Source organism: Gordonia terrae (genome assembly GCF_051789125.1).
Taxonomy (GTDB): domain Bacteria; phylum Actinomycetota; class Actinomycetes; order Mycobacteriales; family Mycobacteriaceae; genus Gordonia; species Gordonia terrae_A.
The window spans coordinates 404,014-417,415 of sequence record NZ_CP196526.1; the positions used below are offsets into that span (position 1 = coordinate 404,014).

12 protein-coding genes are annotated in these 13,402 nt (G+C 65.7%); 6 read left to right on the top strand and 6 right to left on the bottom strand.

Annotated features, from left to right (window positions below; all coding sequences use genetic code 11):
* Positions 1-30: 30 nt before the first annotated feature.
* From ACSUZC_RS01795 to ACSUZC_RS01805, 3 genes are all read right to left on the bottom strand, one after another.
* On the bottom strand, positions 31-438 hold the full coding sequence (locus ACSUZC_RS01795) for an NADH-quinone oxidoreductase subunit A (RefSeq protein ID WP_439031230.1): 408 nt from the start codon (positions 436-438) through the stop codon (positions 31-33).
* 160 nt (positions 439-598) lie between these two features.
* Positions 599-1,009 carry a hypothetical protein gene (locus tag ACSUZC_RS01800; RefSeq protein WP_439031231.1) on the bottom strand — a complete coding sequence of 137 codons (411 nt, stop codon included), beginning with the start codon at positions 1,007-1,009 and terminating at the stop codon, positions 599-601.
* 35 nt (positions 1,010-1,044) lie between these two features.
* Positions 1,045-2,121, bottom strand: a complete 1,077-nt coding sequence (locus ACSUZC_RS01805; protein WP_439031232.1) for a D-alanine--D-alanine ligase family protein — start codon at positions 2,119-2,121, stop codon at positions 1,045-1,047.
* Between the two features lie 68 nt (positions 2,122-2,189).
* Between ACSUZC_RS01805 and ACSUZC_RS01810 the strand changes: the two genes are divergently transcribed.
* On the top strand, positions 2,190-3,503 hold the full coding sequence (locus tag ACSUZC_RS01810; protein WP_439031233.1) for a UDP-N-acetylmuramoyl-tripeptide--D-alanyl-D-alanine ligase: 1,314 nt from the start codon (positions 2,190-2,192) through the stop codon (positions 3,501-3,503).
* 21 nt (positions 3,504-3,524) lie between these two features.
* Here the strand turns inward: ACSUZC_RS01810 and ACSUZC_RS01815 are convergent, their stop codons facing one another.
* From ACSUZC_RS01815 to ACSUZC_RS01825, 3 genes are all read right to left on the bottom strand, one after another.
* The gene (locus tag ACSUZC_RS01815) at positions 3,525-4,949 is read right to left on the bottom strand and encodes a glutamate decarboxylase (protein ID WP_439031234.1); all 1,425 of its coding nucleotides are present in this window, start codon (positions 4,947-4,949) and stop codon (positions 3,525-3,527) included.
* 49 nt (positions 4,950-4,998) lie between these two features.
* A complete protein-coding gene (locus ACSUZC_RS01820) occupies positions 4,999-5,766 on the bottom strand; it encodes a MerR family transcriptional regulator (protein WP_439031235.1) in 768 nt (255 codons plus the stop codon).
* A 144-nt stretch (positions 5,767-5,910) separates the two neighbouring features.
* On the bottom strand, positions 5,911-7,068 hold the full coding sequence (locus ACSUZC_RS01825; protein ID WP_439031236.1) for a PucR family transcriptional regulator: 1,158 nt from the start codon (positions 7,066-7,068) through the stop codon (positions 5,911-5,913).
* Between the two features lie 666 nt (positions 7,069-7,734).
* Between ACSUZC_RS01825 and ACSUZC_RS01830 the strand changes: the two genes are divergently transcribed.
* From ACSUZC_RS01830 to ACSUZC_RS01850, 5 genes are read left to right on the top strand one after another with little or no spacing between them, the layout of a single operon-like run.
* Entirely contained in the window at positions 7,735-8,304 is a 570-nt protein-coding gene (locus ACSUZC_RS01830) for a cupin domain-containing protein (RefSeq protein ID WP_156524291.1), read from the top strand.
* 40 nt (positions 8,305-8,344) lie between these two features.
* The gene (locus tag ACSUZC_RS01835; protein ID WP_439031237.1) at positions 8,345-9,679 is read left to right on the top strand and encodes an MFS transporter; all 1,335 of its coding nucleotides are present in this window, start codon (positions 8,345-8,347) and stop codon (positions 9,677-9,679) included.
* Entirely contained in the window at positions 9,676-10,917 is a 1,242-nt protein-coding gene (locus ACSUZC_RS01840) for an amidohydrolase family protein (RefSeq protein ID WP_439031238.1), read from the top strand. The genes ACSUZC_RS01835 and ACSUZC_RS01840 overlap by 4 nt, the downstream gene beginning before the upstream one ends.
* Positions 10,918-10,934: 17 nt before the next feature.
* A complete protein-coding gene (locus tag ACSUZC_RS01845; protein WP_439031239.1) occupies positions 10,935-11,849 on the top strand; it encodes an alpha/beta hydrolase in 915 nt (304 codons plus the stop codon).
* 29 nt (positions 11,850-11,878) lie between these two features.
* Positions 11,879-13,252, top strand: coding sequence for an FAD-binding oxidoreductase (locus tag ACSUZC_RS01850; protein WP_439031240.1), 1,374 nt, complete (start codon positions 11,879-11,881; stop codon positions 13,250-13,252).
* Positions 13,253-13,402 lie beyond the last annotated feature (150 nt).

Genomic DNA, 13,402 nt, shown 5'->3' on the forward strand with positions numbered 1-13,402 from the left:
TCCTGGCCGTGTTGATCCGTTGAAAAGCTCTCAGTCCCAACTCAGTCCGCCGCGGCGCCACTCGTAGGCGTAAGCGACGGAGACATTGACGATGAACAAGAGCATGGCCATGAGGCCGAACCATCCGAGGGAGTCGAAGGCGACGGCCCAGGGGTAGAGGAAGACGATCTCGATGTCGAAGATGATGAACAGCATCGCGGTGAGGTAGTACTTCACCGGCACGCGCTGGACCGAACCGACGGTCGCCGTACCGCCGGCACCCTGGACCGTGGCCGGATACAGCAGGCTCTGCTCGACCGGCTCGATACCGCACTCGTAGGGTTCGAGTTTGGCGCGGTTGTACCGTTTTGGTCCGATCGCGACACCGATGAAGACACTGAAAACGGCAAACGCCACGCCGATTGTTCCGAGGATCATGATCGGCACGTAGGCGTTCAAAGCGCGGACCCCTCCTCGCTTGTGGCGGCCGGGGCGCATCTGGTCGGTGCTGCCGGCTCGGGTGTTCGTCCTCGTCGCGCGGCTGAACGTTCTGGTCCGCCAGTACGACTGTGAGCTACAACACAAGCCTAGGTGAGTGCGTGGCGCGAGTCACTGTTTTCTACAGTTCGGCGTTTCCCGTCATCATGTCGACGAACGCCCGGGGCATGCCGATCGGATCGACCGGTAGGACGGCCACGGCATCGGCGCGGGACCAGTCCGCGAGCCACCGGTCGTCGGCGCGACCGAGCAGGACCAGCACCGGAGGGCTGGGGTCCAGTTCGTCCTTCATCTGCTTCGCCACGCCCATCCCGCCCGCGGGCGACGCCTCGCCGTCGGCGATCACGGCGTCGATGACGCCCGCGTCGAGCTGGGCGAAGACCATTGGGGCCGTGGCGACCTCGATGAAGCTCACGGGTGGGATCGCCGGATCGGGGTGGGTGCCGAGAGCGCCGATCACCTGCGCGCGGGTCTGGGAATCGTCGGAATAGACCAGCACTCGCAGCGCCCGGGCTGCCTGGGAGTCGGTCACGGTTGCGATGCTACAACCCGCCGACCGCGGGTGGCTCAGTGTTCGGTGGAGAACCCGACGCGTCGACGATGCACCTCGAGCGCGAACGTGACCAGCTGGTCGATCAGATCCGGGTAGGTCACCCCGGTGGCCTCCCAGAGCTTCGGGTACATCGAACCGGGGGTGAAGCCGGGGATGGTGTTGACCTCGTTGAGCAGCCACCCGCGTCCTGGCTCCTCGTAGAAGAAGTCGACACGCGCCATGCCGCTGCACCGCATCGCCGTGAAGGTACGGGCGGCGAGCTCTCGGACCTCGGCGGCCGCGGCGTCGGACACGTCAGCCGGGATGACGAGCCGGGCGGCGCCGGTGACGTACTTGTCCTCGTAGTCATAGAAGTCGCTGCCGGGCTGGATCTCGCCGGGAACCGAGGTCTCCGGCGCCGTGTCACCGAGGACCGCGACCTCGATCTCGCGGCCGGTCACCGCCTCCTCGATGATGACGACGTTGTCGTAGCGCAGGGCGAGGTCGATCGCGGAATCGAGTTCGGACACGTCGTGGGCCTTGGTGATGCCGACCGACGAGCCCAGGTTCGCGGGTTTGACGAACACCGGGAGTCCGAGTTCGTCGACGGCCCGCTTCGTGATCGTCTCCGGGTCGTCGACGCCGTCGCGGAACTCCACCCAGCGGCACTGCGGAATTCCCGCCTGAGCTGCGACGATCTTCGCCATCGCCTTGTCCATGCAGACGGCCGAAGAGAGCACTCCCGCGCCGACGTACGGCAGCTTGAACAGCTCCAGCATCCCCTGGATGGTGCCGTCCTCGCCGTGCGGGCCGTGCAGCAGCGGCAGCACGACGGTGATGGCCTCGGCGGCGTGACCGCGCAGTTCGGTCAGCGGCTCGACCTGCGTGCCGGCGACCTCGAGGCTGTCGGGCAGCGGCGTGCCGTCGTCGATCGCGGCGATCGCCTTGTCATTGCGCAGCCAGGTGCCGTCCTTGCCGATGCCGATGGGGACCAGGTCGTATTTGGTGCGATCTGCCGCTGCGAGGACGTGCGCTGCGGTGACCCGGGACACATCGTGCTCGGCGGAGACGCCACCGTAGAGAACCACCAGACGCAGCAGCCGAGAAGACATGCCTGTCACGATACGGGCCGGTGCAAACACGTTCTCGTCGTGTATGGAGCTTCGGCTAGCGTGAGACCGTGCATTTCAGAGCGAGCGAGCTAGCGGCCGCGGTGGGCGGGCAGCTCATCGGACCGGACGTGGAGATCGACGGGGCGAGCATCGACTCGCGCAGTATCCGGCCAGGTCAGCTGTTCGTGCCGATCGTGGCCGAGCGCGATGGGCACGATTTCATCCCGGCGGCCCTCGCGGGTGGCGCGACGGCATACTTCACCACGCATGCCGAGCCGGTCGGCGGGACGGCCATCCGCGTGGCCGACACCGCGCTGGCCCTGGCCGACCTCGGCCGTGCGGTGCGGCGGCGTATCCCCGATCGCGTCGTCGGCGTGACCGGGTCGGTGGGCAAGACGTCGACCAAGGATCTGCTGGCCGGTGTGCTGGCCACGACTTATCGCACCGCGGCCAGCGAGAAGTCGTTCAACAACGAGCTCGGGTTGCCGATCACGCTGGCGGCCGCGGCCGACGACGTGGAGGCCGTGGTCCTGGAGATGGGCGCTCGCGGTATCGGGCACATCGAGCTGTTGTGCTCCATCGCGAGTCCGACGGTCGGGGTCATCACCCGGGTGGAGGGTGTGCACCTGGAGTTGTTCGGCGACATCGAATCGGTGGCCCGCGCGAAAGGTGAACTGGTCGAATCCCTTCCGTCCGACGGGATCGCCGTGCTCAACGCCGACCATCGCTACGTCGCGGCGATGGCCGACCGGACCTCGGCGCGGGTGCTGCGGTACGGACTGTCACCGGATGCCGACGTGTACGCGTCGGACATCGTCGTCGACGACGAGTTGCGCGCCTCGTTCCGCCTGCACACCCCGTGGGGTTCCACCGACGTCCGCCTCGGCGCGCGCGGCGAACACCAGGTACCCAATGCGCTCGCGACCGCCGCAGCCGGCGGTGGACTGGGGGTCCCCGTCGAGGCGATCGCGGCGGGGATGGCCGCCGCCGAACTGTCCGGTCTCCGAATGGAACTCGCGACGTCGCCGCAGGGTGTCACCGTCCTCAACGACGCCTACAACGCGAACCCCACATCGATGTCGGCGGCCCTGCGGTCGTTGGCCGCGCTGCCCGCGTCCCGTCGCGTGGCCGTGCTCGGCACGATGGCCGAACTCGGTGCCGACTCACCCGCCCAGCACGAGGCGATCGCGCTGGAGGCCCGTGAGCTGGGCATCGAGGTCATCGCCGTCGCGGAGGACAGCTACGGCGACACCGCCCGGCACGCGGCCGGCGTCGATGAGGCGGTGGCCGAACTCGCCGAACTCGGCGACGGGGCCGCGGTGCTGGTCAAGGGCAGCCGCGTGGCAGCACTCGAGCGCGTGGCGCAGGCGTTGCTGGCCTGAGGGTTTCGGTTCCCGTAGGGCTCAGTGGTGGAAGTGTGACCCGTCGCCTTCGCGAGGCATCGGACTCTCCAGTCGGTCCAGGAACTCGACCTCGGCCTTGATGTCGGCGATGAGGGCTCGCGCGAGATCGTGACTCAGCCCGGCGCGCACGACGATTCGTTGCACGGTCAGGTCGGCGAGGTCGTCGGCCATCGGGTATGCGGGAACAAGCCAACCCTTCATGCGCAACCGGTCGGACAGGTCGTAAAGGTTCCAGTTCTCGGTGTGTCCGGCCTTCAGTTTCCAGGCGAAGACCGGGATCGTGTCGCCCTTGCTGACGAGTTCCAGACCGTCGATCTGCGCGATCTGTGACGAAAGCCATTGCGCGACATCGAGGGAACCCTGTTGGACCTGGGTGAAGCCGTCGCGACCGAGCCGCAGGAACATGTAGTACTGCAGCAGAACCTGCGCGCCCGGCCGCGAGAAGTTGAGCGCGAGGGTCGGCATGTCGCCGCCGAGGTACGAGCAGTGGAACACCATGCTCTCCGGCAGTGCCTCGGTGTCACGCCAGACGATCCAGCCGACGCCCGGATAGACGAGACCGTATTTGTGGCCGGAGGTGTTGATGGAGACGACGCGGTCGACCCGGAAGTCCCACTCCAGGTCGGGCTGGCAGAAGGGTGCGATCATCGCCCCCGACGCGCCGTCGATGTGGATCTTCACGTCGAGCCCGGTGTCGGCCTGGATCTCGTCGAGCTTCGCGGCGATCGCCGTCACCGGTTCGTACATGCCGGTGTAGGTCTGCCCCATGATGGCGACGACGCCGATGGTGTTCTCGTCCACGTACTTCTCGAGTTCATGGCCGTCGAGCACGAGGTGATCGGGACTGATCGGTACCCATTTCGGTTCGACCTCGAAGTAGTTGCAGAACTTCTCCCAGCACACCTGCACCGCGGTGGAGAGCACGATGTTGGGGTTCTCGGTCGACTTGCCCTCGGCACGTCGTCGGGTCTGCCAGTGCCGCTTGAGGGCGAGCCCGCCGAGCATGCACGCCTCGGACGAACCGATGGTCGAGGTGCCGATCGCGCTCTCGACGTCGGGGTTGTGCCACAGATCGGCGAGGATGCGCCAGCAGCGATCCTCGATCGCCGCGGTCTGCGGGTACTCGTCCTTGTCGATCATGTTCTTGTCGACGGTCTCGGCGTACAGCTTCTGCGCCTCACCGTCCATCCACGTCGAGACGAACGTCGCCAGGTTGAGCCGCGCGTTGCCGTCGAGCATCGCCTCGTCGTGGACGATCTGATAAGCCGTCTCCGGCAACAACATCGAGTCGCTGAGCGAGAACTTGGGGAGTTCGGTGGCCTCGCCCGTTCGGGTGAACACGGTCCGCAGCGACATCGCATCGCCGATGTTGGTCGTAGCGCGTGCTCCGCCGGACTGGTTGTGGACGCCCTCGTCAGTGGTCATGAACTGCAAATCTAATGCACCACCGACGAGGACGGGTGCCGATCGAACCTCATCGGCGCTGTTCGGCGTTCGCGCGAATCACCTCCCGCAAGTACACAGCCAGGCCGGGTGCCTGCGCGTCGTAATGTTCGGTGAAGCGCGGGTCGGCGACGTACATGTCGGCCAGGCAGACCTGCATGTCGTGGTCACAGTCGTAGAAGCGGCCGATCTGCGCCCGATGCTCCTCGGCGAGGCCATTGGCCTCGGCCGAGCCTGGTGTCACGTCGCGGCGCATGGCGTCTGCCAGGCGTCGTTCCAGGTCGTCGGTCTCGTCCTTGATCCGCTGCCAATCCTCCTTGGAATACTGGGCGGTCCGCTTCTGGCTCTGCTTCCACGCCTCGGTGTTCCCCCAGCGCTCCTCGGCCTCGGCGGCGTACTCCTCGCCGGGCCAGTCGTCCCCGAAGATCTCGGCCTGTTCGCTCGCCGACAGCGAGATGCCCTCGTTCTTGGCGTTCATCATCTCCTCCAGTGATGCGACCATCCGGAGCAAGCGGTCGATCCGGTCGGTGAGGAGCGCACGCTGGGTCTGCAGATGACTCAGCGGGTCCGCATCGGGGTCGTCGAGCAGGGTCGCGATCTGCTCGAGGGAAAAGCCCAGCTCTCGGTAGGTGAGGACCTGGTGGAGACGTTCGACGTCGGCGTCGTCGTAGACGCGGTAGCCGGCCGGTGTCCGACCCGACGGGACCACCAGACCGATCTGGTCGTAGTGGTGCAGCGTGCGGATGCTGACGCCGACCATGCCGGCGACGACGCCGACGGTCAGGTCACGGGTGTCCATCTCCGAAGTGTGCTTTTCCTCGCTCACATCGACAACCCTGCTGCCTGACGTCACGTGAGGGTCAAGTGCGATTCGACCCCATCGTCTTGTCGCGGGGGACGCGACGGGCCGTGTGTAACCGTCAGTCCCGATCAGACCTCGGAATCATGGACCGGGTGGCCCGGACTTGGGTGCCAGAGTGCGGATCTTCAGCGCGAGGTGCAGCATCAGACGGTCGGAACCGGAGCTGAGGTCACACCCTGTCACGTCCTCGATGCGCTTGAGACGCTGATAAAACGTGGCGCGGTGCACGCAAGCGACGCTCGCGGCGCGACGGACGTCGCCGGCCTCGTCGAGGAAGCACTCGAGGGACTCGAGAAGAGTCCCATGGTGGTCGGCGGCCTGGAGGGCCTGGAGGGCCGGGACGGAGGACACGGCCGCGATATCGCTGCTGTTCATCCGTAACAGCAGCTGATAGGGACCGAGGTCTGCCCACCTCGCGAACGGCGAGAATGACGTCACGAGGTCCGCCGCGCGGGCCGCCATCAACGCCTGACGGTATGACAGATGCAGGCCGCTCAGCTCCGTGACCACGTCGCCGAGACCGAAGGTGACCCCAGGCTCGCCTGACGTTCCCGTGGCCAGGCGGTCAGCGATTTGGCTCTTCAACGACTTGATGCGTAGGTCGGACCATGGCTCTGGACCGGCCAGGAGCAGCCAGGCACGCGCCGGACCTGCGACTGCCATGGCAGTTCCGGGTGGCAGCCGTCCAGCGATCTCGCGGACCGCCTGTTGCAACTCGGGGTCGCCCGTCGGGGTGTCGGCCGAAGTCGACGTCCGGACCGCCAGCACCTGATACGGCTGTGCATGCTCGGGAAAGACCTGCTCGGCCCGGAGGTCTTCGACCGCCTGCGACCGCGCGGCTTCGTCTGAGGACACCAGCTCGCGCAGCATGGCCTCGTGGCGATTGCTCAACCTCTCGTGCATGAGCCGACTGCGGAAGAGGAGTGCGCTCGCCTGGCCGGCGGCGGCAACGGCCCGCTCGACATCCTCGGGCGCGATGGGATGGGCGGGCCACTCGATGAGCCACATGTACCCGAGCGGTAAGCCGTGATATCGGACGGGCACACACAACCTGCGTCTCAGGCCCAGCTCGGAGTCTTCGATCCACCCGGGCTCCGTCCAATCCGCGATGCCCATGCCCAAGATGCGCTCGACGAGCGAGCTGGGAATCTCGCGATTGAGGATCGAGCTGGATCGCAGCTCGTCTTCCTCTCCGAAGTGGCGACTCGACGCCATCAGCCGCATGGATGTGTCGTCCACTGCGACTGACCTCTGAAGACGGTTGGCAAGGTCGTCCACTATCGACTGCACGGTGTCGAAACCTACGGTCGCCATCGGCGATGGCCCATGACGTCGGTCGGGCCCGAGGAAGTTCTCTCCGGTGCGAGATGTCACCGTACCGCTCCTTGGTTCAGATGCCCGTCGCACCGTTGTGCGACTACCGGGTTCGCGCGAGTAGGCCGATGCTATCGGGCTTTGACGGGCCGAGGTTGACGGATGTCGTATCGGTGGGTTCGACGCACGCGAGCTGACCTGCGGCGTGTGCCGACGATACCGACCTGTCCCGGTCAATGTCAGTGCACCACTGCATGATTCGACGCGCGCGAGACGGCGTCGCGGTACCGCGCGCCCTCCCGCGGTTTATCCGATGGTGGAGCCACGGTGGATCCGGTGACGGCTGCGTCCTCGGCTACACCCTCTGCTCGTGTCGGTACGGATCGCACGCTCTGGCCGAGCCGCACGCTTGGATGACCGGGGCAAAGGGCTTGAGGTCCGCTCACCGACACGACAGCTGTCGACAAAATCGCGCCTACGGGATGACATACCGCTATGGCCGGTTGGCGTTGTCTGGATCACACTTCATGCAGCCAGTGACGAGAACCGATCAGAGATCGTGCATCGCCGCCCGATGACGGCCGCAAATCGATGACCCAGACGAAGGAAACGATCATGCTCAGACGAGTGGTGTCAGCAAATGACGAGAACGGCAATGCCGTATTCGTCGAAGATTCTTCGATCGAGGCGCGATCGGCCGAGGCACTACCCGGTGTGGCCATGCACCACATCTGGGGCGCGGACGAACGCACTCTGCCTCGTGATGGATCGCAACCGTTGTGGCACAGCCATTTCCCGCCGACCGACGGCTGGCGCTTCGTGCTACTCACTCTGCAGCCGGGACAGGCCGCCGCTCCGATCGACGACCCGACAGAGAGCCAGCTCGCGGAGCTGGAAGAGGCCTTTCCTGGCCTTTTGTCCACCGTCGAGCCCGGCACGGACGGCATGCACACGTCGGAGACGATCGACTTGGTTGTGGTGGTGGACGGCCCCATCACTCTTGAGCTCAGCGACTCACAAACCAAGGAGCTGAACACCGGAGACGTGATCGTGCAGGTCGGCAATGTGCACCGGTGGGTGAACCGGAGCAGCAAGCCGTGTGTCGTCGCCGCGGTGGTAATAGGCGCCACCTACGAGACCACACCATCAGCTGGTTCCTGACCCGAGACCTAGTGAGAGATGCCTCGTGAGAAGTGAGAACGTGAAAGAGTCTCTGAGCACGGTGAAGGAACCCAGCTTGCGGCGCACGGTGGTCGCGGCATCCATCGGGAACTTCGTCGAGTGGTATGAGTTCGCGATCTATGGCGTGGTTGCGGCGTTCATCTCCGTCGCCATATTTCCGTCCGACGATCCCACGGCAGCCATGCTGAACACGTGGGCAGCGTATGGGATTGCGTTCGTAGTGCGCCCGGTCGGCGGGGTGATCCTGGCGCGGATCGGTGACCGGTACGGGCGACGCCACATCCTCTACGTGACGATCACGATGATGTCGGTCGCCACGTTCTCCATAGCGCTGATCCCGTCGTACACGACAATTGGCATTGCGGCACCAATCCTGCTGATCTGCGCCCGCATCTGCCAGGGCATCGCAGCCGGCGGTGAGCTGGCAGGTGCTGCGGCCTTCCTCTACGAGCACGCCCCGGCGGGCAAGCGCGCTCGCGTGATCAGCTTTCTCGGCGTGAGCACGTTCTGCGCCACGGTCCTGGGTTCATTGCTGGGAACTGTGCTCACCGTGGCGTTGCCGGCCGCAGCGATGCAGTCGTGGGGCTGGCGCGTGGTCTTCGCCACCGCTCTCCCTCTCGGATTCGTCGGCCTCTACATCAGGCGTTCCCTCGAAGAGACGCCCGAGTTCAGGCAACTGCACGAGAAGCGCGACGGCGAGGATGCCGAGCCAAGCCCGAGCACGGGGGGCTTCTGGCCGACCATGCGACAGAACCGGCGTGCCATCTTCCTGTATTTGGGCTTTGGGTCGTTCTACTCGATCGCCATCTACGTCAGCGTCGCGGCCTACATGGCATTCATGCTCTCAAACGGCTTCTCGGCGAGATCGGCGCTGACGATCAACACCATTGCCGGCCTGGTGATCATCGTGGGCATACTGCTGTCGGGCGGGCTTGCCGACCGGTTGGGCCGCAAGCCCATACTGGTCATCGGCGCGAGTGTCATGGCCGTGGCCGTAGTGCCGACCTTCCTTCTCGGCTCCACCGGCACGTTCGCGCTCGGATTGCTGGGCGCCCTGATCTTCGTCATCCCACTGTCTGTCTTCATCACTCCGGCCGTCATCAACGTGGTCGAGCTGTTCCCCACCGAGGTCCGTGTCACCGCCGGGGCTGCCGCGTACAACCTGACGGTCATCGTCGGCGGATTCATGCCCTTCATCGCGGTATCACTCACCGAGGCCACTGGCTCGCGACTGGCTTTCCCAGCCTTCGTCGCATCGACGGCAGTCCTTGCCATCACCGTGGTGCTGGTCTGGTACCGCGATCCGCAGGATGATCGAGTGTCAATGCCAGTGGTGAAGGAGGCTCGACATTGACACAGATCATCTTGGAGAACGCGCGGATTTTCGACGGTGTGTCCGAGGAGTGCGCTGACGGGATGGCGGTGCTCGTGGCGGATGGTCGCATCCGCGAGATCTCGAACCGTCCGATTCGTTCGGACGACGCACAACGGATCGACGTCGCGGGCAAGACACTGATGCCGGGTCTGATCGACATGCACGTGCACTCGTACTTCTCGGATCTCGATCCGCGCGTACTCAACGACCGCGATGCGCCATACCGGACCGCATATGCGATCAAGAAGCTCGGCCATGCACTCGACAGCGGGTTCACGACGGTGCGTGACATCGGCGGAGGCGACTACCCCCTGTCCGCCGCCATTTCCGACGGATTGATCCGGGCGCCGCGCTTTTTCTATGCGGGCAAGATTCTGTCGATGACCGGCGGTCACGTCGACTACCGCACACCCAACGAAAAACACCACACGCACGGGTACTGCTCGTGCGATGCGATGAACTGGGCGGGCGTGATCGCCGACGGTGTCGACGAGTGCATCAAGGCCACCCGCGAGGAGCTGCGCCGCGGGGCCCACTGCATCAAGATCGTCGCGTCCGGTGGCGTCATGTCTCCGAGCGACCCGATTTGGATGAATCAATTCCGCGAGGACGAGATCCGCGCGATCGTCCAGGAGTGCGCCGAGCGCCGCACCTATGTCGCTGCGCACTGCCTGACGAGCGAGTCGACGCGCCGGGCCGTCGACTTCGGCGTCCGCTGCATCGAACACGCGGCCCTGATCGACGCCGAGACGGCGAAGTTCGTCGCGGATCGGGGCGCGTACGTCGTGCCCACGATGGTCTGTCTCTACTCCCTCGTCGAGCAAGGCCTGGAGATGGGGTTACCGGCCGACCGCATGGACAAGCTGCGCACCATCTACGAGGACTCGATGGCCGGACTGGAAACGATGCGCAGCGCCGGCGTCAAGCTCGCCTACGGTACCGACCTGCTCGCCGGTTTCTACCCCCAACAGTCGCGTGAGTTCGAGCTCCGTCGCGAGGTCTTCACCCCGCTCGAGCTCCTTCGCCAGGCCACCTCGGTGGGCGCGGAGATCCTGATGCAGACGGGCGAGCTGGGCTGCGTTCAACCGGGCGCGCACGCCGACCTGATCGTCGTTGACGGTGACCCACTCACCGACATCGGCCTCCTCGCCGCGGAAGGTCGCCATCTGGACCTCATCATGCGCGGCGGCGAGGCCGTCAAGAACCGACTCAACTGAAGGAGCAAGAGCTCGAAATGACCGAGGACGCGACGAACCGCAACCGACACGGGGGCGTGACCGCCCCGACGATGACCGTCGACCAGGTGTTCGGCTCGACGGAGTACTTCGAGATGGACTCGACGTCAGTCGGTGCCCGGTTCGCGATCTGGGTGACCACTTCTCCGACGTACGGCCAGGACGAGCAGGATTACCCAGTCCTCTACATCACGGATGGCAACTACAGCGTTGGGCAAACGGCCCCGCTGGCTGTGATGCAGAGCGACCCGGCACTTCCGATCGCGCCATACCTTCAGGTGACCGTGGGCTATTCCGGGGCCGACGCTGAGGACTGGAACCGCGTCCGCAACCGGGATCTGGTGCCACCCGGCGAGCCGATTCCACCGGCGATGCGGTCCTCGCTGGAGACTGCGATCGAGAACCAGCTGATGACGCAGGAGGAAGCCGACGCCTACCTCGACCAGCTCGCCGACACGCGTGCCGACGCCTTCCTCTCCTTCATCACCGACGAGCTCCACCCGGAGATTGCCCGTCGCTATCGGGTCGCCCCCGAGGGTCACGGGCTGTTCGGCTACTCCTACGGTGGACTCTTCACGCTGTACGCCCTGCTCACGGGCTGTCCCTTGTTCGCGGCTTACGGCGCGGGCAGTCCAGGCCTGGCCTCGTCGGAGAGCACACCTCTCGTGCTTGCCATGAAGGCGCTCGACCTCACGGGCAAGCGGCTTCACCTCACGATCAATGGGCCGGAGATGACGGGGGAGCTGCCGATCTATCGCATGCTCGGACGGGGATTCACCCAGCTCGTCGAGTCCCTGCGCACGACCGACTCAGGGCTATCGCTGACCACTCAGGTGTTGGGCGACACCCATCTCACCGGTCTGCAACCCTCGTTCCTGAGCTTCATGCGGAACTGCTGGACCAGTCCAGCGTGAGCGACCATCACAGACCGCGAAGGGTGCCAATGCTGATCGAACGCCTTCAGGAGCGCCTCCACGCTGATCGCATCCAGCTGGATCCCGAGGTGATGAAGGGATATGCCCACGACGAGGCCGAGTGGGCACCCCACGGGGTGCCGCTCGTTCTCGTCAGACCCCATACTTCCGAAGAAGTCCAGGAAGTAGTGCGCGCCTGCATAGAGTTCGGCGTTCCTCTGGTGTCGCGTGGGGCGGGCACCGGGCTGTCCGGTGGGGCGAACGCTGTCGATGGGTGCGTCGTCCTGTCCACCGAGGCGATGGCAGCCGTCACCGAGATCGATCCCGTTGAGCGGTTGGCTGTCGTGCAGCCGGGCGTCGTCAACGACGACCTGCGCGCCGCGGTGGCAGAGTACGGCCTCTGGTACCCGCCGGACCCCGCCTCCTCGCCGTGGTCGACCATCGGCGGCAACGTCGCGACAAATGCGGGGGGCCTCTGTTGCGTGAAGTACGGAGTCACGGCGGACTATGTGCTCGAACTCGAGGTCGTCACCGGCACAGGTGAGCTGGTCCGGATCGGTCGGCGCACAGCAAAGGGCGTCGCGGGGTACGACCTCGCACGACTACTCGTCGGCTCCGAAGGCACGCTGGGTGTCATCACCGAAGTCACGGTGAGGCTCCGCCCGCAACGAGAGCCGGAGCGCACCGTCGCCGGGTTCTTCTCGTCGATCGTGGATGCCGGGCGCGCTGTCACCGCCGTCGGAGCGGCGGGTATCGTCCCCTCCGCCCTCGAGCTCATCGACCGGCACTGCCTCGAGGCCGTCGACCGGTGGAAGAAGATGGGTCTCGCCGTCGCGGCCGACGCTGTTCTGCTGGCGCGCTGTGACGTCCCGGGCGACGCGGGCGAAGAAGAGGCCGACGCGATTCGCGACTGCTTCGAGCGCGCGGGCGCCACATGGGCGGCCCGTTCGACCGACCAGGTAGAGGCGGACGCCCTGTTCGAGGCGCGACGCCTGGCCTACCCGGCCCTGGAGCGTCTCGGCCCTGTACTCACCGAGGACGTCTGTGTGCCGAAGGCAGCGGTTCCGGAGATGCTCGCCCGTATCGAGGCGATCGGCAAGAAACACGACACCCTGATCGCCAACATCGCCCACGCCGGGGACGGAAACCTGCATCCCCTGCTGGTGACGCCTCGTGACGACGACGCGGCCAGGGTGCGGGCACAGCGAGCCTTCCGCGAGATCATCGACGAGGCGCTGATGCTCGGCGGGACGGTGACCGGAGAACATGGCATCGGTCTGTTGAAGATGGACGGACTCGCCCAGGAGCTGCCGCCGGCAGTCATGACCCTGCAGCGTGCGGTCAAGGCGGCGCTGGACCCGCACGGCATTCTCAATCCCGGCAAGATCATCGCGGCCGAGTAGCGCTCGCCGTCCCTGCTGATCGCGGCCGGTCTGTGCCGTCGCCGGTCGCGATCAGCTGATCAGCGCGTCGGGTTCGCCGATTCGTCACCCACCACCGATCCGTTCCGCTGGACTCGACATCGACCGGATGGCGTCGTTCTGCCCAGCTTC

Excerpts from the sequence above, each read along its gene's own strand:
- ACSUZC_RS01805 (WP_439031232.1), bottom strand. The coding sequence starts at position 2,121 with ATGTCTTCTCGGCTGCTGCGTCTGGTGGTTCTCTACGGTGGCGTCTCC.
- ACSUZC_RS01815 (WP_439031234.1), bottom strand. The coding sequence starts at position 4,949 with ATGACCACTGACGAGGGCGTCCACAACCAGTCCGGCGGAGCACGCGCT.
- ACSUZC_RS01820 (WP_439031235.1), bottom strand. The coding sequence starts at position 5,766 with ATGGACACCCGTGACCTGACCGTCGGCGTCGTCGCCGGCATGGTCGGC.
- ACSUZC_RS01830 (WP_156524291.1), top strand. The coding sequence starts at position 7,735 with ATGACCCAGACGAAGGAAACGATCATGCTCAGACGAGTGGTGTCAGCA.
- ACSUZC_RS01845 (WP_439031239.1), top strand. The coding sequence starts at position 10,935 with ATGACCGAGGACGCGACGAACCGCAACCGACACGGGGGCGTGACCGCC.
- ACSUZC_RS01850 (WP_439031240.1), top strand. The coding sequence starts at position 11,879 with ATGCTGATCGAACGCCTTCAGGAGCGCCTCCACGCTGATCGCATCCAG.